Source organism: Streptomyces griseorubiginosus, assembly GCF_001514195.1.
Classification (GTDB): domain Bacteria; phylum Actinomycetota; class Actinomycetes; order Streptomycetales; family Streptomycetaceae; genus Streptomyces; species Streptomyces griseorubiginosus.
Genome location: NZ_KQ948734.1, coordinates 953,122 through 974,906, shown reverse-complemented (window position 1 = coordinate 974,906; position 21,785 = coordinate 953,122). Strand labels below are relative to the sequence as shown.

The following is a 21,785-nucleotide window of genomic DNA, read 5'->3' as shown; positions in this document are numbered from 1 at the left end:
GTTCCCTGGCTGGGGGCGCCCTGCCAGGGACAACCTGTACCAGGCAGTGGGAGGCAGCGGCATGGCACGGCACGAGCTGGCCCGCTTTCTGCGGGAGCGGCGGGCGGGGCTGCGTCCCCATGAGATCGGCCTGGCCGCCACGGGTACCGATCGTCGGACACCGGGGCTGCGCCGCGAAGAGGTGGCGGAGCTCGCCCACATGTCGGTCGACTACTACACGCGGCTGGAGCAGGCCCGAGGCCCGCGGCCGTCCATCCGGATCCTGGACGCGTTGTCCCAGGCACTAAGGCTCACGCCCGCCGAGCGCAGCCACCTGTTCCGCCTGGCGGGATCGAGCGTTCCGCCCGGCATCAGCGCCGTGCGGCGGGTTCGCCCGCATGTGGCCCGGATGCTGGAGCGGTTGCCGGAGACCGGTGCCGTCGTCACCGACGCGGCGTACGGCGTCGTCGCCTGGAACCCCCTGGCCCAGGCCCTGCTCGGCGGCGATCTCGGAGGCGGGAGGGCGAACCTGGCCCGGCGACGCTTCCTTGGGCAGGGGCGGACGTACGAGAGTTCCAGCGCCGAGGAGTTCGGGCACATTGTCGTGGCGCGGCTGCGACGGGCCGCCGACCGCTACCCGCACGACCCGCAGTTGACCGCTCTGCTGGCCGAACTGCGCGCCGGCAGCGAGGAGTTCCGGCAGATATGGCAGACGCGTCCGGTCCACGCCCCCGGGCACCGCACCAAGATCCTCGATCACCCGGAGACCGGCCCGCTGCGGTTGAACTGTGACGTCCTGCTCGTGCCCGAGGACGACCAGGAAGTCGTCCTGATCACGGCCGATCCCGGATCACCTGCCGCTCGGACCCTGCACAGGCTGGCCGGGCCGGTGACTTGAAATTTCGGACTGGCAGAGGCCAGGGTGCCGCCGACCTACGGCGTTTGGCGGCCGCCTGGTGCTCTGCGAGCGGGAGAACTACGGCCGACGGACGTGCCGGGCCTTGTGGCGCGGACCGGCACGCGGATGCTGACGGGGTGCAGGCGGAAGGGCCAGCTCAGGAGGGGGTTTTCTCCATGGCTGGCCCTTGGCCGCTTCAGGCACGTGACTGCGTCGTGGAGTGTCTGGAATCCGTCAGGTCAGGAGGTATGCCTTCAGGATCGTCACCGTGTAGGTGTTGCCCGTGGTGTCGGTCAGGGTGGATTTGAGGGAGACCGAGCTGGCGTTGTGCGGGTGGGTCAGGGTGAGGGTTCTTTTGCCGTGGGTCGTGGTCACCGGGGCGGGGGACCAGGTCTTGCCGGCGTCGTAAGAGACCTTCACCGTCAGGGATTTCAGGGCTGTGGCCGCCGGGCCCTGGAGGGAGAGGGGGATCGTGGTGCGGCGGCCTGCGGGGGCCGTGCCGGTCGAGGTCAGCTTCGGGTGGAAGCGGACCGTGGAGAGGGGGAGGGAACCGGCGTCGGAGGGGCTGGACTTGAAGGTCCAGGCCGCTGTCAGGCGGCTCGTGGTCGTGGCCACGCCTGGCGGGCGGGTCAGGGTCGTGCGGATCGTGTAGCGGGACTGGGCGGACGGGAGCTTCTCCACGGTCTGGCAGAGGTCGCCGTCGTTGTCGAGCAGGGTGCTGCCGTCCGCGGTCACCTTGGTGTGGCGTTTCGCTGTGGAGGAGGCGGGGTGTCCGGCCCCGTCGGCGAGGTCCGGGACGCACAGGTCCAGCGTGTCGCCGTCGCGCCGTGCTCCGTACGGGCCGCCGGTGATCGGGCTGAAGACACCGACGTTGTACGTCGCCGCGTAGGTCCGGACCGCCTGGTACGACCTCGCGCTCTCCGTGCCGTAGAAGATGTCGTCGTCTCCGGAGACGTTGCGCTGGCCCAGGTTGGCCGTCCACTTGAAGCCCTTGGGCGTGGTGACGTAGATCTTCGCGGTCGTCGGCAGCGGGAAGGGGTCGCTCACCGTGCCCAGCGACAGCGTGGGGCCGCTCCACAGGACGTTGACGATGCCCTTGCGGTGTGCGGCGGACGAGCCGAAGTTCCGCTTCAGCAGGGCCAGTTCGTTCATGCGTGTGGTGTGCCGGTAGCCGGTGGGGAAGCGGTCGGGCAGGTTGTGGAGCAGGTGGTAGGTGGTGCTGCCCTTCTGCCACAGGCCGCCGAGCTGCGTGCTGAGCCTCCCGGCCGCGGCGTTCGGTCCCAGGGACGCGGTGCGCAGGTTCTTGAACGTCCCCCAGAACAGGGTGCTGTTGTGCGCATCGCCCCCGCGGTCCCCGGTGGCCCCGGTGTTCCCGGTGCCCACGGCCAGGTTGAGCTGGCCGTCGGACATCTTCGCGCCCTGCGGCGCGGTGATCCCGACCGGCTTCGCCTTGCGCGCGTCGAAGACGACCGTGGTGTCCCTGGTGAGGGAGAGCCGGGGCCGGACCAGCGCGGAGGTGCCCTCGGCGTCCTCCAGCACGGTGTCCACGACGTAGTCGCCGCGCGGGACCCGTACCCGGTACACGCCTTTGGAGATCTGCTCGGCGTCCCTGAGGTTCGTGGTCCAGTACGTGCCCGAGTAGGCGAGGATCTCGGTCAGCGGCGCGCTCACGGGCTTGCCGGCGCGGTCGAGGAACTTCAGGGTGAGGTCGTGTGCTTCGGCCTCGCGTACGACGCCGAAGGCGGTCCGTACGGCCGTGGGGTCGGCGGTCGCGGGGCGGGCAGTCGTGGGGTCGGCGGGCGTGGGGCGGGCAGTCGTGAGGTCGGCGGGCGTGGGGTCGGCGCCGTTCCTCTCGGTGGCGACGAGCGTGCCCGAGTAGGTGCCGTCCGCCGCCTCGACGCGGGTGTCCGTGGTGAGGTCGACGCCGGCGGTGCCGCCCGCCGGGACGGTGAGCTGTGTGGTGCTCAGCGTGAACATGCCTTCGGGGGCCGTGCTGCCTCCGGGGCCGGTCGCGCCGGCCGTCAGGTCCAGGGTGACGGGGTGGTCGCCGTCGTTGCGGTAGGTGATGTGCCGGGTGAGCGGGCGGTCGTCGGTGTGGGGCCAGAGCTGCTTGCCGAAGGACACGGAGGTCTGTTCGCTCGCCACCGTCCCCTTCAGGGCCCGGGACACGTCGACGCGGCCCGTCCCCTGCTGGTAAACCGTCGCGCCGGTGGTCGGGGTGGTGGACGCGGTGAGCGCCTGCTTGATGCGTGCGCCGGTCCAGTCGGGGTGCTGCTGGGCGAGGATCGCGGCCGCCCCCGCGGCATGCGGAGTCGCCATCGACGTACCGGACATGGAGACATAGCCGTCGGCAGCCGGGTCGCCCATGTGGCCGTGCGCCGCCCTCGCCGAGACGATGTCCACGCCCGGCGCCGTGAGGTCCGGTTTCAGTGCGTTGTCGGCGGTGGGGCCGGTGCTGGAGAAGTCGGCGAGCCGGTCCTCGCCGTCGACGGCGCCCACGGTGAGCGCCGACTCCGCGGCCCCCGGGGAGTCGACGGTGCCGGCGTCGGGGCCCTCGTTGCCGGCCGCGGCGACGGTGAGCATGCCGGTGCTCTTCGAGAGGGCGTTCACCGCCGCCTCGACCGGGTCCTCCCCCGGGGTGTCGGCCTGGCCCAGGCTGAGGTTGGCCACCTTGGCGCCCTGCCCGGCGGCCCACTCCAGGCCGGCGATGACGCCCGAGTCGCTGCCCTCGCCGTTGTCGTCCAGCACCTTCGCGTTGAGGATCTCGGCACCGGGCGCGACGCCCTTGTACCGGCCGCCGGACCGTTCGCCGGAGCCCGCCAGCGTCGCGGCCACATGGGTGCCGTGGCCGGCCATGTCGTCGGTGCTGTCGGTGCCGGTGAAGTTCTTCGACGCCTTCACTGCCGAGGCGAGGTCCGGGTGGGTGGTGTCGATGCCGGTGTCCAGGACGGCTACCTTGACGCCCTTGCCGTCGTATCCGGCGGCCCAGGCGGCGGGGGCGCCGATCTGTGCGACGCCGCTGCCTGCCTCCTCGGTCGTGGCCGCCTCCCCCGCCTTCGCGGCCTCCCTGGTCTTCGCGGCCTGCCCGGCCTTCGCGGCCTCCCCGGTCTTGGCGGCCTCCCCGGCCTTCGCGACCTCCCCGATCTTCGCGGCCTCCCCGGTCTTCGCGCCGTCTTCGTCCGCCGGTGCCTTGAACCGGCCGTCCAGCCAGACCCGCGCGATTCCCTGCTCCTCGGTGAGGGCCTTCCACATGTCGTCGGCGCCGGCCTTCGGCACGGTGATGGCGGCGCCCGCCACACTGGGCAGCTCCCGGCGCACGGTGGCGTCGGCGTCCGCGACCAGTGACTTCTGGGTGCTCCGTCGCTGTGCGGACTTGCCCTCGTACGACACGATCAGCGGGAGCGTGCCGCGCCGGGTGTCGTCGTAGCCGGCGCGTATCAGGCCGCTGACGTCGAACAGCCGTATGTCCAGGACGCCTTGGCCGATCAGGGCGGCGGCGTCGGCGGGAACGGCGTACTGATCGCCCCCGACGCCGCGTACGGACACCGGGATGTGTTCACGGCCCGGTGCCTGCCGTACGCCCGTCACCCGGCCCCGGGCGTCCAGCCGGACCCGGTCGCCGGTGAGGAGGGTGACGTATCGGCCGCCGGCCGCGGAGGCGGAGCCGGTGGTCCGCGCGCCGAGGCCGGAACCGCCCGGCGCCGCGACCGTGGCGGTGTCCTCCGTCCGTACGCCGAGGCCGGAGCCCGTGGCCGCGACCGAGACGCCCGCCATCAGCCCCGCCACCAGCAGGGCGGCCAGCGAGGCGCTCGTGGTTCTGTCGCGCATTCAGCTCACCTGCCCGGGGAACTGCTTGTTGGCGTCGACGACCGCGCGCTCGGTGATCGCGCTGGTGTGCGTGACGGTACCGACCTTGAGGAGGTCGCCCGCCTTGGCCTTGACCACCACGACGCGCTCGCCGAGGAAGCGCAGGGTCTTCTTGTCGAAGATCCACTCGGTGCGCTCGCCGTCGCTCTCGCGCGCGATCGCGACCCCGTGCCGGCCCGTCGCGTCGACCGCGTCATCCACCGCGACGACGCCGGGGATCTTGGCCGCGGCCTTGTAGAGGGCAGCGCCGACCTCGGCGGGCGGGTAGCTCTCGAACAGCAGATCGCCGATCGCGACGAAGGCGGCCTGGTCGCGCGGGACTTCGGGGTCCCGGACGGCGTCCGACTCCTGGTAGATCTTCCGCAGCAGCGCCGCGGGGTCGGTCGGCAGCCCGGCCAGGGCGTTGTAGGCACCGCTGAACGGGACGTTGCTCTTCAGGGTGATGCCCTTGTCGCTGGTCTCGCCGGCCTCGATCAGCCAACCGTCCCTGCCGTCGAGGGAGTTCCAGACCTGGCGGGAGTGCAGCTCGTTGCTGACCGCCTCGCTCTTGCCGCCGACGGTCTTGATGTAGGTGTCGGCCACCTTCGAGGCGATGTAGATGTACTGACCCTTGTGCGGGGTGGGCGCGGAGGTGTCGGCGGCGGCCAGGGAGATGCGGTCGAGGAGCTGGGGGGCGCCCTTGGCGTCGGCGGTGCCGATCCGGGTGGTGAGTGCGGGGCCGGTGGCCAGGGCGGTCGTGTCGTCCTGAGTTCCGCCGTCGGTGAGGGCGAGGCCGCCCGCGACCGCGCCGGCCAGCGCGAGGGCCGCGGCGGGGAGGAGGATCGTACGGCGCAGGAACGGGTTGGAGCGCTTCACGGGCGCGACCGGAGAGGTGGCGGACGTACGGGAGGACGTACGGGAGGACGTGCGGGAGGAGGTACGGGAGGAGGTACGGGAGGGGGTGCGGAGGTCTTCGTGGATCCGGGCCATCATCTGCTCCTTGTGGAACTGGTGGCGGCCCGCCGGCAGATCCCGCTCGGCGGAGGGCAGCAGACTCTGCGTCTCCGTCCACTCGGCCGGGTGGGGCCGGTGGGAGGGGCTGGCGTTCATCGGTTTCCTTCCTGTGCGGACCGGACCGCGTATCCGCGATCTCCTGTTATCTGCCGGTTCGTGCGGGTGGGTTCCCGTTTTTCTTCGAGCAGCTGTGCGTCGGTGAGTTTGCGCAGCTTGGCGCGGGCGCGGGAGAGGCGGGAGCGGACGGTGCCGACCGGGATGCCGAGGGCTCGGGCTGCCTCGGCGTACTCCATCCCCTCCCACAGGCACAGCGTCAGGACCTCGCGTTCGGGGCGCTTGAGCAGGCTGAGGGCGGCGAGGGTGGCGTTGATGCGGCGCCGGTCGTCCAGGCGTCCGGCGGTCTCCTCGGCGTGGTCCTCGACCCGTTCCTCGGCGGCGTGCGCGGCGGCCGCGGCGTTGCGGTAGCGGCGGTTGCTGCGGTGGTGGGAGCGGGCGACGTTGGTGGCGATGCCCAGCAGCCACGGCCGGAGCGAGGCGCCTTCGGCCTCGACGGAGGTCCGGCGCCGCCACGCCTCCATGAAGGTCGTCGCCATCACGTCCTCGGCCAGCGACCAGTCGGCGGTCAGCCGGAAGGCGTGGTTGTACACCGAGCGGGCGCACGCGTCGAAGAGTTCCGCGAAGGCGTCCGGATCCCCGGCCCGTATCCGGGTTCGCATATCTGTGGTCACGTCTTGAACTGACGTACGGGGAGGGCGAGTTCCGGTGAGACACGTCACAGCCGTCGCACAGGTCCCTCCGGGGCGGTGCCCTTACGAGGACTCGGTGGGCATGGCAGCCGCGGCAGTCCGTGACGGCTGTCCCGTGACCGATCCTCGAGGTCGGCCGTCCGCTACCCCATGACCGCGCGGGCCGCGTCCAGGAACGCCAGCCGGTTGGCCTCCAGGTAGTCGCGCACGCTCTCGCCGTCGGGCAAGCCTTCCCACACCGTCCGGTTGAGGTCGAGGAAGTACGCGCGTGCCGCGTCGTGCACGGGCAGGGGGAACTGGATGCGGATGAGCCGTTCCGCGACCCACAGCCTGTTCATGACGTCCCGGGTCGTGAGGAACCAGGCGTCGGTGTCATCCCAGTCGGACGGCCGGCTGAAGGCGGAGCGTTCGGCCTCCGCCCCGACCTCGATGAACCGCTCCAGCAGCGCCAGCCGTTCGCCGCGCCGGGCCTCCGACAAGGCGATCTGCTGCCGTTGTTGTTCGGCGCGTTCCGCCGAGAGTTGGGTCCTGTGCTGGACGAGGTAGGACAACGAGCCGCCGAGGACAACGCCGCCCAGGGATATGAGGGACACCCAGACCTGACCTGACATGGCGGTCATCGTGCCACGCCTCGATTTTCGCGAGGGTCTCGTTGCGGCTCGCTTGAGCGTGGTGTGAGCGGCGACGGCACGTGCCCGCGGAAGCCGAGGTCGAAGTGCCGGCCCTGGACTAACTCGCCATGTTCACCGGTGACTTCGCCTTGGACACCGATCGGGCGTGGCAAATGGTTCTCGACTTCACGCAGACACCCGGACACCTGGTCCGGACCCGTTCGGCGGGTGCCCGAACACGGCTGCGCCGCCGGACGCCGTCTCCCTATCGTTGCTCCATGGCAGACGAACAGTCACCCCCGCGGCTCTTCCCGAACCGGTTTCCCGAGGCGGTGGACTCTCGGCCTGGGGTGCCGCAGGACGACTGCGACTGTTTCAGCCAGGTGCATGGGAGTCCGCCCGGTGCTACGACGTCCTTCCACGCCGATGGGCAGGACACCACCGCCCCGGGCTGGCTCAAGCTGCTCGAGATGATCGACGCGGCGGTGGCCGACGGGCGGGAGGAGTTTCGTCCGCTGCCGGAGTTGAGCCCCGAGGAGCGGCGGCAGATCGTGACGCTCCCGGCGTCGATCGGGCGGCTGACGGCGGTGCGGAGCCTGGTCCTGTACGGAAGCAACCTGGTGCGGATACCTCCGGAGATCGGCGGCATGACGAACCTGGAGGAGTTCGACCCCTACACCTCCAGACGGCTCCACTGGTTCCCGTACGAAATCACGCGGTGCGCTCGGCTGGTGCGCAGCACGGTGAGTACGCGCTCGATCTACGGCAACTACAAGTACCGGCCGCCGTTCCCGCGGCTCCTCCCGCCCGGCGACACGGTCCCGGACATCGAAAGGGACCTCGGAAATCTGGATCCCGCCCGCTGGGGCACCACGGCCGCCCGCACGTGCAGTGTCTGCGACGGGCCGGTCCCGGTGACGGGCCCGCACCAGGCATGGCTCTCCCGGACGGTGGCGACCGACGTGCTGCCGCTCCTGGTCAACGCCTGCTCCCCGGCCTGCCTGGACGCCCTGCCCGCCGGGGCGAAGGGCCACCTCCCCACACCTCATCGCGGAGGCGCGATCGAACAGCCCCCGCCGAGCTGACCAGTCCACCGTCGGCCCCCCGTTGTCAGTGGTGTGCGCTTCGATGGAGGGGTGACTGTTCATGATGTTGCCCGGAAGCTGCCCGAGATCGCCGTCCTCCGTGAGCACTGCCGTGCGTTGGCCATGCTGGAGGCCGCGCTGAGTCCCGAGTGGGGAGATCGGTACCACTCCTTCGACGCGCACTGGTCCGAGGGCGAGGCGCTGACCTCCATGCGGAACGGATCCGGGGACGAGTACTCCGTCGTCTTCTCCGCCGCCGGAGTCTTCGTCCGGGGGTTCGACCATGAGTCGCCCATGAGCCCCTACGCGGAAGACGGGCCCTGGCCCGGTGTGCTCGACGAGGTCCCCGAGGTCTTCAAAGCGTGCGTCGAGGAGCCCGCGTTCTGCGACGACGGCATGCCGCGCGTCACCGCGTGCATCTGGCGTGAGGTGGGGGACGACGGCTGGCGGACGGGGGCCATCGACTTCCCCGATGGGCAGACGGACGACCCGGACGGTGCCGACTATCTCTTCCAGCTGCTGGTGGACCGGTCCCCCGAGGCGTTTCAGGAGTGGGCCGAGGACTACTACGAGGTTCCGGTCGACCTGGACGCGGTTCGGCATGTGATGTCCTTGCGGCCGCTGACCGAGGACGTGGTCCGCGCGTTGAACCCGGACATCGGCCTGGCAGACCTCGCGGACGACATTGCGCAGAGCGGGTATCCGATGAGGTAAGGGGCTGAGGCGCGGGGGAACGGATTTTCTACGTTTGGGATCCGTCGTGGGCGGTGAGGCGGCCAGGATGCGTGAGCGAACGGGCACAGCCGAGTCAACGGGCACAGCGGAGTCCCGGCACAGACCTGCGGTGAAGCGTTCCGAGGACGGGCGGGACGCCTTCTTCGACAACGTCAAGTATCTGGCGATCGTGCTGGTCGCCGTGGGGCACGCGTGGGAGCCGTTGCGGGACGGGAGCCGGGCGGTCTCCGCGCTGTACTTGCTGGTGTACGCCTTCCACATGCCGGCATTCATCGTCGTGTCCGGGTACTTCTCGCGGAACTTCGACGCCAGTCCCGGGCGGTTGCGGCGGCTGGTGGGTGGGCTTGTCGTGCCGTACGTCGTGTTCGAGACGGCCTACACCTTGTTCACCCGGTGGACCGATCAGGATCCGGAGCGGCCCGTCAGCCTGTTGGACCCGCTGTATCTGACGTGGTTCCTCGTGGCCCTGTTCGTGTGGCGGCTGACCACTCCGCTGTGGCAGCGGGTGCGGCAGCCGGTGGCGGTCGCGCTCGCCGTGGCCATGCTCGCCACCCTCACGCCCTCCATCGGTGACGACCTCGACCTCCAGCGGGTTCTTCAGTTCCTCCCCTACTTCGTGCTGGGGCTCTGCCTCCGGCCCGAGCACTTCCAGCTGGTCCGGCGACGGGCCGTACGGATCGCCGCCGGGCCCGTCTTCGTCGTCGCGCTCGCCCTGGCGTACTGGGCCGTGCAGCGGATGAGCGGGGCCTGGTTCTACCACCGGGACAGCGCCCAGGAGTTGGGCGGGCCCGCCTGGTCGGGGCCGGTGATGACGCTGGTCACCTTCGGCTGTTCGCTGGTCCTGGTGGCGTGCTTCCTCGCGCTGGTGCCGGGGCGGCGGACCTGGTTCACCGTGCTGGGCGCCGGCACGCTCTACGGCTATCTCCTGCACGGCTTCCTCGTCCAGGGCGCCCGCTTCTGGGGCTGGTACGGGCCCGCCTGGGTGCACCGGCCGCTCGGTATGGTCCTGGTCGCCCTCGTCGCCGGCGCCGTCGTGACGGTGCTGTGCGCTCCGCCCGTCCGGCGGGCCCTCCGGTACGTCGTGGAGCCGGAGCTGCGGTGGGCCTTCCGGCGGGAGGCGACGGTGCAGCCGGCGCGTGGTTGAGGGGAGTCGGCCGGTCGGCGAGGAAGGTGTCCCGTCCTGTCGCCGACCGGCCCTGGGCGCTCGCCCCTCCGCGGGCTACTTCGACGGCCTCTTGGTGACGGCGGGGACCGGGCTCGGGACCGTCGAGGGCCGCTGGCTCGGCACCACCGTCGGCACGGGGCTCGGCGCGGTCCCCGGAACGGACGGCACCGGACTCGGCGCGGTCCCGGGGACGGACGGCACCGGACTCGGCGCGGTCCCGGGGACGGACGGCACCGGACTCGGCACGGTCGCCGGGACCGACGGCACCGGACTCGGCCGGGACGGCCTCTTGGTCGCCACGGGTGACGGCACGGGCGACGGCACCGTGGAGGGTGCCACCGACGGCACGGGCGACGGCACCGCCGAAGGTGCCTTGGACGGCGCCGCGGACGGCACAGCCGTCGGCTTCGTCTTGGGTGAGCCCGTCGCCGCGCCCGCGACGGCTGCCCAGCCCGCCACGGCCACGGCACCTCCCGCGACGACGGATATCAAGAGACGGCGCGTGGGTCGGACCGCATGACGGTTCATCAGGAGAACTCCTCGGTGATCAGGTCGGGTCGGTTGCGTGAGAGGAGTACGGGGCACCGCCCGGGACGGGTTGCACGCCTCGGCCCGGAAACATTTCCTGCCTGACCGTGCAACCCCGCCGAGCCCTTCGCCGTACCTCTGAAGGACAGGTGCGATCGGTACGGCGGAGGGGCGGCGGGTGCGGGAAGCAGTCCGGGAGCGGGAGTTCCGGGAGTTCGCCGAGGCCAGGCAGGGGCAGCTCAGGCGCAGCGCGTATCTGCTGTGCGGGGACTGGCACCAGGCCCAGGACCTGACCCAGACGACCCTGATGAAGCTCTACGCCTCCTGGGGCCGGGTCCGCCGTGACGGCAATGTCGAGGCGTACGCCCGTACGATCCTGACCCGCGCCTTCATCGACCAGTACCGCAAGCGGAGTTGGCGGGAGGAGCCGGTGGACGAGGTGCCCGAGCCCGCCTCCGTCGAGCCGGTGACTCCGGAGCTGCGGCTGGTGATGCAGGCCGCGCTGATGGAACTGCCGCCCCGCTACCGGGCGGTGCTGGTACTGCGGTTCTGGGAGGACTGGAGCGTGGAGCAGACCGCCGAGGCGCTGCGGGTGACCCCGGGCACGGTCAAGAGCCAGAGCGCGCGCGGGCTGGTCCGGCTGCGCGGGCTGGTCGAGGGCCTGGCCGGCGAGACGAGCGGGAGGTGAGGGGGGAGATGTCCGACGGGTACGGCGAGCACGGACAGCGCGGCCGGTACGAGGAGGAGGGCGGTTCCGTGCGCGGCGCCTTCGAGGTCATCCTCGACGGTTCGCGGGAGCCGGTCTTTCCCAGCGTGACCGACGCGGCGGTCGTCGGCGGCCGACGGATCCGACGTCGTCGTACGGCGGTCTCGGGCGCCGCGGGAGTCCTGGTGGCGGCCGTTCTCGCGGCGGGGGTCGTGGCCGCGTTGCCCGGCGGTGCGGGGCCCGACCGCTCCTCGGTGCCGATGGCCCCGTCGAGCGGTCGCCCGAGCGGTTCTCCGAGCACGTCCCCGAGCGATTCCGCGAGCGGTTCCCCCACCGGCACCGCCGGTCCGGTGGCGCCGCGGCCGTCGACCGTCCCCTCCAAGCAGACGGCCGTTCCGACGCCGTCGGCCCTCGCCCCGAGCGGGAGCGTTCCCTGACGTCGGCGGCACCGCAGGGCCGTGTGACAAGATGCTTCGGTCATGCCCCACCAGAAAGGGACGATTCCCATGTCCAGGGTCGAGCTGACCACCAACTTCGGCCGTATCGTCCTCGAGCTGGCCGACGCCGAGGCGCCCAAGACGGTCGAGAACTTCCTGACGTACGTCGGCAACGGGCACTACGACGGCACGATCTTCCACCGGGTGATCAACGGCTTCATGGTCCAGGGCGGTGGCTTCACCGCCGACATGGTGCAGAAGCCCACGCTCGCGCCGGTCCCGAACGAGGCCGACAACGGTCTGAAGAACACCGCGTACACCGTGGCGATGGCGCGCACCAGCGACCCGCACTCGGCGACCGCCCAGTTCTTCATCAACGTCTCGGACAACGAGTTCCTCAACTTCACGGCCAAGAGCCCGAACGGCTGGGGTTACACCGTGTTCGGCAAGGTCGTCGAGGGCCAGGACGTCGTCGACCAGATCAAGGGCGTACGGACCGGCAGCAGCCGCGGTCACGGTGACGTGCCGACGGAGCCGGTGGTCATCGAGTCCGCGAAGGTCGTCGACTGACCGAGTTCTTTCGAGGCTGACCTGCGCGGCGCCGGGGCACCGGCACCGCGCAGGTCACGACCGCGCGTACCACGACCGCGCGTACCACGACCGCGCGGGTCACCACCGCGCAGGTCACGCGGACCGTTTCCGGGCGGTCGTCTTCTTCGCCGCCGTCTTCTTGGCGCTCGTCGCCTTCTTCGCGGACGCAGATGCCGACGCCGACGCCGTCTTCTTCGTCCCCTGTGACGACCTGGCCGTCGATTTCGCCGCCGTCTTCGCCGTCGACTTCTTGGCCGCGGCCGTCTTCTTCGCCGGGGCGGCCTTCGTCGTCGACTTCTTGCCGCCGGTCTGCTTCGGCGCCGCCCGTGCCGACTTCCGCTGCGGCAGCTGTCTGACCTCGCCCGGCTCCTCGCCCCGCGACTCCTTCGCCTCCCGCACGCTCTTCTCCAGTGCGGCCATGAGGTCGAGCACCTTGCCGCTGCGGGCCGGTTCCGGGCTCTCCGGCGGGGCCTCCCCCGCGGCCTTCGCGGCGACGACCTCCTCCAGGGCCTCGCGGTACTCGTCGTGCAGGTCGTCCAGGTCGATCTCGCCGAGGGTGTCCATCAGGGCGTCGGCCAGGTCGAGTTCCTTGTCGCTGACGGTGACCTTGGTGTCGGGGGCGAGCCCCTCGGGTGCGCGGACCTCGTCCGGCCACAGCAGTCCGTGCAGGGCGATGGCGTCCTCCACCACCCGCAGCATCCCCAGCCGTTCCCGGCCGCGCAGCGCGAACTTGGCGATGGCGACCTTGTTGCTGCGCTTGAGCGCCTCCCTCAGGAGGGTGTACGGCTTCGCCGCGGGGGCGCCGCCCGCCTGGAGGTAGTACGCGGCGTCCATCTGGAGCGGGTCGATCCGGTCGGCCGGCACGAAGGCGACGATCTCGATGGTCTTCGCCGTCGGGAGCGGCAGGTGGGCCAGGTCCTCGTCGGTGATCGGGATGATCGTGCCGTCGGCGTCCTCGTAGCCCTTGCCGATCTCCGACTGGGTGATCTCGCGGTCCTCCAGCTCGCAGACCTTGCGGTAGCGGACCCGGCCGCCGTCCTCGGTGTGGATCTGGCGGAAGGAGATCGAGTGGCTCTCGGTGGCGTTGACCAGCTTGATCGGGATGCTGACCAGGCCGAACGAGATGGCGCCGTTCCATATGGATCTCACCAGCAGCACCCTTCCTGGGGCATCGGGGCGTTTTATGCCGTTTTGCGTTAGATTCTCATCGTATGACGCCGATCACCGAGGTGGAGGGGCGACGGCTCGCGCTCAGCAATCTGGAGAAGGTGCTGTATCCGGCCACCGGCTTCACCAAGGGCGAGCTGCTCCACTACTACGCCACCACCGCCGACGTCCTCCTCCCCCATCTGCGGGGCCGCGCGGTCTCCTTCCTGCGCTATCCGGACGGGCCCGAGGGACAGGTGTTCTTCACCAAGAACGTCCCTCCGGGTACGCCCGACTGGGTCACCACGGCCGAGGTGCCGCGGTCCGAGGGGCCGGCCCGGATGGTGCTGGTCCAGGATCTGGCGAGCCTGATGTGGGCGGCGAACCTGGTCACGGAGTTCCACACCCACCAGTGGCTGGCCGACTCGCCGGAGGAGGCCGACCGGCTGGTCCTCGACCTCGATCCGGGGGCACCGGCGACGATCGTGGAGTGCTGTGAGGTCGCGCTGTGGCTTCGGGAGCGGTTGGCTTCCGACGGGATCGAGGCGTATCCGAAGACCGCGGGGTCCAAGGGGCTGCATCTGCTGGCGGCGGTGCGGGGGGCGTCGTCCGATCAGGTGTCGGAGTACGCGAAGCGGCTGGCCGTGGAGGCGGAGGGGGCTCTGCCGGGGCTGGCTCTGCATCGGATGACGCGGAGTCTGCGGCCGGGGAAGGTTTTTGTGGACTGGAGCCAGAACGCTGCGCGGAAGACGACGGCTGCTCCGTACACGTTGCGGGCTCGGGAGCGGCCGTGGGTGTCGGCGCCGGTGACCTGGGGGGAGGTCGAGGGGTGTGGGGGGCCTGGGATGCTGGCGTTCGAGGCGGAGGACGTGGTGGCTCGGTTGCAGGAGTACGGCGACCTGTTGGCTCCGTTGGTGGGGGGTGGGTCGGGTTCTCGGCTGCCGTGAGTGTGCCTACGGGGGTGCCGGGGGCGGTTCGTAGGCGGGTGCGGGTGCGTTGTGGCTGGTCGCGCAGTTCCCCGCGCCCCCGCTGCGCTGGGCTTGGGCCGGGCGCCTATGGGGGTGCCGGGTTCGGTTGTTCGGCGGGTGCGGGTGCGTTGTGGCTTGTCGCGCCGTTCCCCGCGCCCCTAGGGGGTTGCAGGGGGCGCCTGCTTCATGGTCAGCCGCAAACCCCGAGCCCCAGACCCACGCCTAGCCGCCCCAGGTCACGTTGAGCCGGCCCCCTGCGCACCCCCAAAAACCGCACCCGCCCCCCGGAGTCACCCGACCGCCCCTCAGACCCTCTCCCACGTCCGCCGGTCCCTGGCCAGCGCGTGCAGCGCCTCCACGTCTGCCGGTTTCAGGACTCCGCCCTCCCGGGACAGGTCCGGCAGGTCCGTGTCCGTGGTGATGTGGAGGTTTCGGAGTGGGAGGGGGAGGGTGATGACCGAGGGGGACACCAGGGCCAGGACCGGGTAGACCTCGGCCGTCAGGGCGTAGGAGGCGCGGGCGGCGTCGGCTCGGACTCGGTGGAGCAGGGGGTGCGGGTCCCGGCGGCCCAGGGTGACCATCGGGTCGGCGATCGTGACCCGCTGCTTGCGGGCGTACAGCGCGTGGACGGCGTAGAGACCGCCGGGGCCGATCACCAGGTGGTGGACGCGGTCGCCGCCCGGCAGCGGGACGGAGTGCAGGGTGTGCCAGCCCGCCCCGTCGAGGCGGTCCAGCGCCTCGCCCACCGTCTGTTCGGCCTCCAGGGCGCGTCGGCGGGCATCGCGGCGGAACCGGTGCGCAGGCCCCGGCTCGCGGTCCAGGGCGATCTGGAGTGCCTCGCCGGGACGGTTCGGGGCCAGGTCGTCGTCCGGGTGGAGGGTCAGCCGGGCCAGTTCCGCCGGCGTCGGCACCGGGGGCGGGCCCACAGCCACCGGGCCGGTGAGGAAGGGCCCGAGGGCGTCCAGGACATCCTCTCTGCGGTCCTCGCTCAGCAGGTTGATCCGGGCGGCCTCACGGTCGTACCAGGCGATGTTCCTGCCGTCCGTGAGGCAGACGTAGAGCCGCTCCTGACCATGGCGCCAGGTCGGTACGACGCGCAGTCCGCTCATGCACCATCACCCCACGGACCATGGGAACAGGCGGGGTGCTGCGCAGGCAAGAAGCCGGTTACCTTTGGGGTGAGTCACAGTGAGTCGCAGTAAGTCGCCGTGAGGTGCAGGGCTTGGCGCAGGGGCTTGGGGAGGCGCTGTTGCGGACCCGCAGGAAGCAACCCGACGTACCGGCTCCGGAGCGGGCGTGGAACGAGATCGTGCCCGGGCTGTGGATGGGCGGTCACGAGTTCCAGGGCCTGTCCGGACAACGGGAGTTCGCCGTCGTACGGGACGAGTTCGATGTCGTGCAGACCCTGCTCAGGCTGCCGGGGCACGGTCCCGATCCCGGTGTGGAGCACCACGTGTGGCCGATCCCGGACGGCCCGCTGGACGGCACCCAGCTCGCGGGCGTGATGCGGCTGGCGCAGGCCGCGAACGACGCACTGGACGAGGGCCGCAAGGTCCTCGTCCGCTGTTACCACGGCTACAACCGCTCGGGACTGGTCGTCGCGCACGCCCTGGTCCGCCGGGGGCGGACGGTCGACGAGGCGATCCGGCTGATCCGCGGCCGGCGCTCGCCGTGGGCGCTGCACAACGACCTGTTCGTCGAGTACCTCCAGGCCGGGCTGTCGACGGCCCGGCTGCTGGAGGAGCTGACCGAGTAGGGCCGCCCGGACCAGCGGAACGCAAAAAGGACTTCCACACGAATAAGGTGGTCAGGCCTACGCATCCCCCCGCCCCGACCCCAGGAGCACAGTGCCACCCGCCCGCCGCAGGTCCCGTACGGCCCGGACGGCCCGTACCGCAGCCGTCGCAGCCCTGCTGCTCGCGGGCGCGGCGGGCTGTGGTGACGCGGGCGACCTGGTGGGGGCGGGCTCCACGCCGACCGCGATCAGTCCGGACCGGCTGTGGCCGCAGCTGACGCCCGCCTCCAGCCCCGCCTTCGAGGTCGGGGAGGTCGAGTCGGAGGTGGTGGCGGGCATCTCCGTGCCCCACGACGACATCCGGCGGGTGGACCCGGTCGCCGTCGTACGCGCCGAGATCAAGGAGGACCGGGCCGACTACGAACGTGGGGGGTACGTCGAGACGCTCCGCCGGATGGCGGACTGCGGCAAGCAGGGGGCGGCCGGACGGGAGTGCCCCGTCCTGGAGCCGTACTACCGCGATCTCACCGGCGACGGGCGGGCCGACCTCACGCTGGGCTTCCGGCAGCTGCCCGGGAACGTCACCGCCGTGCGCGTCTACACCGTCGAGAAGCACCGGCTCGTGCGGGTCATGCACTGGGAGGACGCCGTCAGCGGGGTCGAGCTGGCCGGGCACTCCGTGATCATCCGTTCCCCGTCCGAGGTGGCCGGGTACGAGTACCGGCTCCAGTGGACCTGGGACCCGCAGCAGAAGTCGATGCTTCTGACGCACGACGAGATGCTGCGCTCCGGGCCGGACGGACCCTCGCCCCGCCCCTCGTCGAGCGGGCAACGGCGTTCACCCGTCCCCTCCGCGAGCGCGCGATGAGACTCCCCCGCTGGTCCGGCACGCTGGCCGTGAAGGCGGCCGTGTTCATCACCGTGATGTGCTGTGCCCTCGCCGCGCTGCTCGGTGTGCTGGTGCATGTCTCGGTGACCAACCAGACCGTCGGCGAGGCCCGTGGCCTGGCGCTGAGCCGGCTGCGGGACGCGACGGCGGCGTACGAGGCCGGGGACACCCTGAAGTGGGACGCCTGGGTGGATCCGCCGGACCTGCCCGGGTCGTTGCGGGCGCTGGCGGTGGCCGGGGACCGCGGCACGATGGTCGGCGTGCACGGCGGGCGTCCCACGATGTGGGCGGCCGGTCCGGTGGACGGGCGCCGGGCGCTGGCCGTGGAGGTCGACTACTCGCAGGGCGCGCGCACGATCGCGGGGCTCGACCGGGCGATCCTGTGGTCGTCGGGGCTCGCGATCACGGCGACGCTGCTGGTGGGGGCGTTCGCGGTGACGCGGGTGACGAGACGGCTGGACACGACCGCCCGGGTGGCCCGGCGGATCAGCGCGGGCGACCTCGACGCGCGGGTCGACGACCCCCTCACGAAGGACGCGTCGCGACCGCAGGACGAGGTGGCCGCGGTGGCCGCGGCGCTGGACACCATGGCGGCGTCCCTCCAGGGGAAGCTGCTGAGCGAGCAGCGGTTCACCGCGGACGTGGCGCACGAGCTGCGGACACCGCTGACCGGGCTGCACGCGGCCGCCGAGTTGCTGCCGCCGGGGCGGCCCACGGAGCTGGTGCGGGACCGGGTGGGCGCGTTGCGGACGCTGACGGAGGATCTGCTGGAGATCTCCCGGCTGGACACCGGCCGGGAGACGGTCGAGCTGGACACCGAGCCGCTCGGGGCACTGGCCGAGCGGGTGGTGCGGGCGTCGGGGACGGAGACCGAGGTCGTCGTACGGCGGGATGTGGCCGTGGAGACGGACCGGCGGCGGTTGGAGCGGGTGCTGGGGAATCTGGTGGCCAATGCGCATCGGCACGGGCGGGGGCCGGTGTCCCTGACGGTCGACGGGCCCGTGGTGACCGTGCGGGATCACGGGGACGGGTTTCCGGCATACCTGGTCGAGCACGGGCCGCAGCGGTTCCGTACGGAGGGCGGGGCGCGGGGGCACGGGCTGGGGTTGACCATCGCGGTGGGGCAGGCGGAGGTGTTGGGGGCGCGGCTCTCGTTTGCCAATGCGGTGGAGGGTGGGGCGGTGGCGACGTTGGTGCTGGGGTAGCCGTCGGTCCGAACGCATCTGGCCCAGTTGGAAAGGCGGCCCGGATGCACGCCTCCTAACGTGGCGAACAGTCAGGTTTGTCGCTCCTCCCACGGAGGTCTCCCCATGTCCCTGCGCTCGCGTTTCTCCATAGCTGTCACCGCCGGTGCCCTCGCCGTCTCCGCCCTCGCCGTGCCCGCTGCCGCCGCCGACGACTGGGACGGCGCCGCCTCGACGAGCCACCAGAGCCAGAACCCGAACCAGGGCCAGGGCCAGAGCCACACCGACCAGCGGCTGTCCAGAGGCGTCGTGACGGCCAGTTCGCTCGCCCTGCGCAGCGCGCCGAACCGCGGCGGGCAGATCATCCGGTGGGCCGAGCGGGGGGAGGTCGTCTCCATCTTCTGCAGGACCAACGGCCAGAACGTCCAGGGCGACCGCCAGTGGTACCTGCTCACCGACGGCACCTGGGCCTGGGGTTCGGCCCGGTACATCCGAGTCCTCGGGACCGCGCCACGCTGGTGCTGACACCCCGCGGAAACAGCGCAGACAACCCGTGATATTTGGGTAAGTTCCGGACATGACCAAGGCCGGAACCACCGTGGCCCCACCCGCGGACACCCCCGCTTCCGCGGTACGCCTGCCCCGGCGCCGCGGCATCGAACTGGCCCTCATCGTCCTCGCCGTCCTGCTCTGCGTGTACGGCTACTGCGCTGTCGGCCTCGCCCGGCACGGCACCGTCCCGCCCGGCGCCGCCGGCTACGGCGCCGGGCTCGGCGTGCTGGCGCTGCTCGCGCATCTCGCCGTACGCCTGCGGGCGCCGGACGCCGATCCGCTGCTGCTGCCCATCGGGGTGCTGCTCAACGGCCTGGGCCTGGTGCTGATCTACCGGCTGGACCTGGAGACGCCCGGCGACCGCGCGGCCCCCACCCAGCTGGTGTGGTCCACGGTGGGGGTGGCCCTGTTCATCGTGGTCGTGCTGGCGCTGCGCGACCACCGGGTGCTCCAGCGGTACGCCTACGTCTGTGTGGCCGCCGCGCTGGTCCTGCTGACCCTGCCGATCCTGTTCCCCTCGGTGAACGGGGCCCGCATCTGGATCCGGGTCGCCGGATTCTCCATCCAGCCGGGCGAGTTCGCGAAGGTGCTGCTCGCGGTGTTCTTCGCCGCCTACCTGGCCGCCAACCGGAACGCGCTGGCCTTCGCCGGGCGCCGGTTCTGGAAGCTCCAGCTGCCCACCGGGCGGGTCCTCGGGCCCGTGCTCGCGATCTGGCTGATCAGCGTGGGCGTGCTGGTCCTCGAACGGGACCTCGGGACCTCGCTGCTGTTCTTCGGACTGTTCGTGGTGCTCCTGTACGTGGCGACCGGGCTCACCGGCTGGATCGCGCTGGGGCTGCTGCTGGCCGCCGTCGGGGCCTTCGCCGTGGGCTGGCTGGAGCCGCATGTGCACACCAGGGTGGAGGACTGGCTGCACCCGTTCGCGTCGATCGAGGCGGGCCTGGGCCCGAACCAGCTCGCCCAGTCCCTGTTCTCGTTCGCGGCGGGCGGGGTGCTCGGCACCGGGCTCGGGCTCGGGCACTCCGTCCTGATCGGTTTCGCCGCGAAGTCCGACTTCATCCTGGCCACGGCCGGCGAGGAGCTGGGCCTGGCCGGTCTGTCCGCGATCTTCCTGCTGTACGGCCTGCTCGTGGAGCGCGGCTACCGGGCCGGGCTGTCCCTGCGCGACCCGTTCGGGCGGCTCCTTGCGACCGGGCTCGCCTCCATCGTGGCGCTCCAGGTGTTCGTCATCGCGGGCGGGGTGGGCGGACTGATCCCGCTCACCGGCATGGCGATGCCGTTCCTCGCCCAGGGCGGCTCCTCGGTCGTCACCAACTGGGCGATCGTCGCGCTGCTGATCCGGGTGAGCGACTCGGCCCGCCGCCAGTACGACGGGACGGAGGCCCCATGAGCACGCACGGTCCCGGCATGGCCCGCTACATCCGGCACGCGGCCTGTTTCTGCGCGCTGCTGCTGGTGGCGCTCCTCGTCAACGCCACCCGCGTCCAGGTCTTCGAGGCGGCCGCCCACGACGAGAACCCGGCCAACCGCCGTGAGGTCATCGCCCGTTACGGTCTGCGGCGCGGCGACATCCTGGTCGACGGACGGCCGGTCACCGGATCCCGGGACACCGGGGAGCAGCTGCGCTACGAACGGACGTACGCCAACGGGCCGTTGTTCGCTCCGGTGACCGGCTTCGCCTCGCAGGAGTACGGCACGACCCTGCTCGAGCACACCGAGGACGGGGTCCTGTCCGGCTCGGACCCGCTGCTGACGCCGTTCGCGCTGTGGAACGACTTCACCAGGCGGCGCAACCCGGGCGGGGACGTCGTCACCACGATCGACGGGGCCGCGCAGCAGGCGGCCTTCCGCGGGCTCGCCGGGCGCAAGGGCGCGGTGGCGGCCGTGGAGCCGACGACGGGGCGGATCCTGGCACTGGTGTCCTCGCCGTCGTACGACCCGGAGGTGCTGTCGGGCAACGACCCCGGGGTGGGCCGGTCCTGGGCCCGGCTCAACGCGGACCGGGAGAAGCCGATGCTCAACCGGGCGGTACGGCAGACCTATCCGCCGGGTTCGACGTTCAAGGTGGTCACGGCGGCCGCGGCCCTCGACGCGGGGGTCGTGACGGACCTGGACGCGCCGACGGACTCGCCCGCGCCGTACCGCCTGCCCGGCACCCGGACCTCGCTGACCAACGAGTCGGACGGCTGCGAGGACCTCTCGCTGCGGGAGGCGTTCCGGTGGTCGTGCAACACGGTGTTCGCCAAGCTCGGGGTGGACGTGGGGGTCGGGGACATGACGGCCACCGCGCACGCCTTCGGCTTCAACGACGACGCGCTGCGGATCCCGTTCTCGGTGGCCCGGTCCACCTTCGACCCGACCGTCGACAAGGCGCAGCTGGCGCTGTCGTCGATCGGTCAGTACAACACCCGGGCGACCCCGCTCCAGATGGCGATGGTCTCGGCGGCGGTCGCCAACGGCGGTCAGCTGCGCACGCCGTACCTGGTGGAGCGGACCACGACGAGCCGCGGCACGACGGTGGCGACGGCGGGCCCGCGGCCGGGGCGGCAGGTGATGTACCCGTCGACGGCCGCGCAGTTGAGGGAGCTCATGACGCAGGTGGTCACGGAGGGGACCGGCACCAACGCGGCGATCCCGGGGGCCACCGTCGGCGGCAAGACGGGCACCGCCCAGCACGGCATCGGCAACGCGGGGACGCCGTACGCCTGGTTCGTGTCCTGGGCGCAGGGCGACCGGGACGTGGAGCCGAAGGTCGCGGTGGCGGTGGTGGTGGAGGACGCGGCGGCCGACCGCGGGGAGATCACCGGGGGCGGGGTGGCGGCGCCGATCGCGCGGGCGGTGATGGAGGCGGTGCTCCGCTCCAAGGAGTAGAACGGGGGGGGCGAGCCGGTGTTCCGCTCCAAGGAACGGGACGGGGGTTGAGGCGGTGCTCCGCTCCAAGGAACGGGACGGGGGTTGAGGCGCTGCTCC

Annotated in this window: 21 protein-coding genes; 15 read left to right on the top strand and 6 right to left on the bottom strand. The window is 71.6% G+C overall.

The genetic code is table 11. The annotated features are described in order from the left end of the window. The first annotated feature begins 61 nt into the window (after window positions 1-61). Window positions 62-877 carry a helix-turn-helix transcriptional regulator gene (locus tag AQJ54_RS04395; protein WP_062234031.1) on the top strand — a complete coding sequence of 272 codons (816 nt, stop codon included), beginning with the start codon at window positions 62-64 and terminating at the stop codon, window positions 875-877. 234 nt (window positions 878-1,111) lie between these two features. Here the strand turns inward: AQJ54_RS04395 and AQJ54_RS04390 are convergent, their stop codons facing one another. The 4 genes from AQJ54_RS04390 to AQJ54_RS04375 all read right to left on the bottom strand — a co-directional run bounded on the left by AQJ54_RS04390 (window position 1,112) and on the right by AQJ54_RS04375 (window position 7,103). Continuing rightward, a complete protein-coding gene (locus tag AQJ54_RS04390) occupies window positions 1,112-4,705 on the bottom strand; it encodes a S8 family peptidase (protein WP_062234028.1) in 3,594 nt (1,197 codons plus the stop codon). Beyond that, window positions 4,706-5,833, bottom strand: a complete 1,128-nt coding sequence (locus tag AQJ54_RS04385; protein WP_062234026.1) for a CU044_5270 family protein — start codon at window positions 5,831-5,833, stop codon at window positions 4,706-4,708. After that, window positions 5,830-6,465, bottom strand: a complete 636-nt coding sequence (locus AQJ54_RS04380; protein ID WP_062234024.1) for an RNA polymerase sigma factor — start codon at window positions 6,463-6,465, stop codon at window positions 5,830-5,832. The genes AQJ54_RS04385 and AQJ54_RS04380 overlap by 4 nt, the downstream gene beginning before the upstream one ends. 161 nt (window positions 6,466-6,626) lie before the next feature. After that, window positions 6,627-7,103, bottom strand: a complete 477-nt coding sequence (locus AQJ54_RS04375; protein WP_062234021.1) for a hypothetical protein — start codon at window positions 7,101-7,103, stop codon at window positions 6,627-6,629. Window positions 7,104-7,372: 269 nt separating this feature from the next. On the opposite strand from AQJ54_RS04375, the gene AQJ54_RS04370 reads away from it, so the two are divergent. From AQJ54_RS04370 to AQJ54_RS04340, 7 genes are all read left to right on the top strand, one after another. Next, a complete protein-coding gene (locus tag AQJ54_RS04370; RefSeq protein ID WP_248845296.1) occupies window positions 7,373-8,179 on the top strand; it encodes a leucine-rich repeat domain-containing protein in 807 nt (268 codons plus the stop codon). Between the two features lie 51 nt (window positions 8,180-8,230). Then, window positions 8,231-8,893, top strand: coding sequence for a hypothetical protein (locus AQJ54_RS04365; RefSeq protein WP_062234018.1), 663 nt, complete (start codon window positions 8,231-8,233; stop codon window positions 8,891-8,893). 67 nt (window positions 8,894-8,960) lie between these two features. Beyond that, the gene (locus AQJ54_RS04360) at window positions 8,961-10,058 is read left to right on the top strand and encodes an acyltransferase family protein (protein WP_062234017.1); all 1,098 of its coding nucleotides are present in this window, start codon (window positions 8,961-8,963) and stop codon (window positions 10,056-10,058) included. After that, a complete protein-coding gene (locus tag AQJ54_RS04355; protein ID WP_159055501.1) occupies window positions 10,051-10,599 on the top strand; it encodes a hypothetical protein in 549 nt (182 codons plus the stop codon). Before AQJ54_RS04360 ends, AQJ54_RS04355 begins: the two co-directional genes overlap by 8 nt. Window positions 10,600-10,785: 186 nt before the next feature. After that, window positions 10,786-11,295, top strand: a complete 510-nt coding sequence (locus AQJ54_RS04350) for a SigE family RNA polymerase sigma factor (protein ID WP_062234013.1) — start codon at window positions 10,786-10,788, stop codon at window positions 11,293-11,295. 8 nt (window positions 11,296-11,303) lie between these two features. Then, window positions 11,304-11,750: a hypothetical protein gene (locus tag AQJ54_RS04345; protein ID WP_062027122.1), complete on the top strand. Its 447-nt coding sequence runs from the start codon at window positions 11,304-11,306 to the stop codon at window positions 11,748-11,750. A 69-nt stretch (window positions 11,751-11,819) separates the two neighbouring features. Then, a complete protein-coding gene (locus tag AQJ54_RS04340; protein ID WP_062234011.1) occupies window positions 11,820-12,320 on the top strand; it encodes a peptidylprolyl isomerase in 501 nt (166 codons plus the stop codon). 114 nt (window positions 12,321-12,434) lie between these two features. Here AQJ54_RS04340 and ku read toward each other — a convergent pair whose 3' ends face one another. Next, window positions 12,435-13,490 carry a non-homologous end joining protein Ku gene (ku, locus tag AQJ54_RS04335; protein WP_062027230.1) on the bottom strand — a complete coding sequence of 352 codons (1,056 nt, stop codon included), beginning with the start codon at window positions 13,488-13,490 and terminating at the stop codon, window positions 12,435-12,437. A 62-nt stretch (window positions 13,491-13,552) separates the two neighbouring features. Here ku and ligD point away from each other — a divergent pair, with 62 nt between their 5' ends. Further along, window positions 13,553-14,434, top strand: a complete 882-nt coding sequence (gene ligD / locus AQJ54_RS04330; RefSeq protein WP_062234009.1) for a non-homologous end-joining DNA ligase — start codon at window positions 13,553-13,555, stop codon at window positions 14,432-14,434. A 326-nt stretch (window positions 14,435-14,760) separates the two neighbouring features. Here the strand turns inward: ligD and AQJ54_RS04325 are convergent, their stop codons facing one another. Beyond that, a complete protein-coding gene (locus AQJ54_RS04325; protein ID WP_062234008.1) occupies window positions 14,761-15,564 on the bottom strand; it encodes a nuclease-related domain-containing protein in 804 nt (267 codons plus the stop codon). A 140-nt stretch (window positions 15,565-15,704) separates the two neighbouring features. On the opposite strand from AQJ54_RS04325, the gene AQJ54_RS04320 reads away from it, so the two are divergent. The 6 genes from AQJ54_RS04320 (at window position 15,705) to AQJ54_RS04295 (ending at window position 21,686) form a co-directional block, all read left to right on the top strand. Beyond that, a complete protein-coding gene (locus AQJ54_RS04320) occupies window positions 15,705-16,211 on the top strand; it encodes a protein-tyrosine phosphatase family protein (protein WP_062234005.1) in 507 nt (168 codons plus the stop codon). Window positions 16,212-16,302: 91 nt separating this feature from the next. Then, window positions 16,303-17,058, top strand: coding sequence for a hypothetical protein (locus AQJ54_RS04315; protein WP_062234003.1), 756 nt, complete (start codon window positions 16,303-16,305; stop codon window positions 17,056-17,058). Beyond that, entirely contained in the window at window positions 17,055-18,284 is a 1,230-nt protein-coding gene (locus AQJ54_RS04310; protein WP_062234001.1) for a sensor histidine kinase, read from the top strand. The genes AQJ54_RS04315 and AQJ54_RS04310 overlap by 4 nt, the downstream gene beginning before the upstream one ends. Window positions 18,285-18,389: 105 nt before the next feature. Beyond that, window positions 18,390-18,788, top strand: a complete 399-nt coding sequence (locus AQJ54_RS04305; protein ID WP_062233998.1) for an SH3 domain-containing protein — start codon at window positions 18,390-18,392, stop codon at window positions 18,786-18,788. A 52-nt stretch (window positions 18,789-18,840) separates the two neighbouring features. Continuing rightward, window positions 18,841-20,205 carry an FtsW/RodA/SpoVE family cell cycle protein gene (locus AQJ54_RS04300; protein WP_062027138.1) on the top strand — a complete coding sequence of 455 codons (1,365 nt, stop codon included), beginning with the start codon at window positions 18,841-18,843 and terminating at the stop codon, window positions 20,203-20,205. A 17-nt stretch (window positions 20,206-20,222) separates the two neighbouring features. Further along, window positions 20,223-21,686 (top strand): peptidoglycan D,D-transpeptidase FtsI family protein, encoded by a 1,464-nt coding sequence (locus AQJ54_RS04295; protein ID WP_062234907.1) that lies wholly within the window; start codon window positions 20,223-20,225, stop codon window positions 21,684-21,686. Window positions 21,687-21,785: the final 99 nt, after the last annotated feature.

What these genes read in the sequence shown, in the direction of transcription:
- AQJ54_RS04395 (WP_062234031.1), top strand. Translation starts at nt 62, where the DNA reads ATGGCACGGCACGAGCTGGCCCGCTTTCTGCGGGAGCGGCGGGCGGGG.
- AQJ54_RS04295 (WP_062234907.1), top strand. Translation starts at nt 20,223, where the DNA reads ATGGCCCGCTACATCCGGCACGCGGCCTGTTTCTGCGCGCTGCTGCTG.
- AQJ54_RS04300 (WP_062027138.1), top strand. Translation starts at nt 18,841, where the DNA reads ATGACCAAGGCCGGAACCACCGTGGCCCCACCCGCGGACACCCCCGCT.
- AQJ54_RS04360 (WP_062234017.1), top strand. Translation starts at nt 8,961, where the DNA reads ATGCGTGAGCGAACGGGCACAGCCGAGTCAACGGGCACAGCGGAGTCC.
- AQJ54_RS04370 (WP_248845296.1), top strand. Translation starts at nt 7,373, where the DNA reads ATGGCAGACGAACAGTCACCCCCGCGGCTCTTCCCGAACCGGTTTCCC.
- AQJ54_RS04340 (WP_062234011.1), top strand. Translation starts at nt 11,820, where the DNA reads ATGTCCAGGGTCGAGCTGACCACCAACTTCGGCCGTATCGTCCTCGAG.
- AQJ54_RS04310 (WP_062234001.1), top strand. Translation starts at nt 17,055, where the DNA reads ATGAGACTCCCCCGCTGGTCCGGCACGCTGGCCGTGAAGGCGGCCGTG.
- AQJ54_RS04345 (WP_062027122.1), top strand. Translation starts at nt 11,304, where the DNA reads ATGTCCGACGGGTACGGCGAGCACGGACAGCGCGGCCGGTACGAGGAG.
- AQJ54_RS04375 (WP_062234021.1), bottom strand. Translation starts at nt 7,103, where the DNA reads ATGACCGCCATGTCAGGTCAGGTCTGGGTGTCCCTCATATCCCTGGGC.
- AQJ54_RS04325 (WP_062234008.1), bottom strand. Translation starts at nt 15,564, where the DNA reads ATGAGCGGACTGCGCGTCGTACCGACCTGGCGCCATGGTCAGGAGCGG.
- ligD (WP_062234009.1), top strand. Translation starts at nt 13,553, where the DNA reads ATGACGCCGATCACCGAGGTGGAGGGGCGACGGCTCGCGCTCAGCAAT.
- AQJ54_RS04305 (WP_062233998.1), top strand. Translation starts at nt 18,390, where the DNA reads ATGTCCCTGCGCTCGCGTTTCTCCATAGCTGTCACCGCCGGTGCCCTC.
- AQJ54_RS04385 (WP_062234026.1), bottom strand. Translation starts at nt 5,833, where the DNA reads ATGAACGCCAGCCCCTCCCACCGGCCCCACCCGGCCGAGTGGACGGAG.
- AQJ54_RS04390 (WP_062234028.1), bottom strand. Translation starts at nt 4,705, where the DNA reads ATGCGCGACAGAACCACGAGCGCCTCGCTGGCCGCCCTGCTGGTGGCG.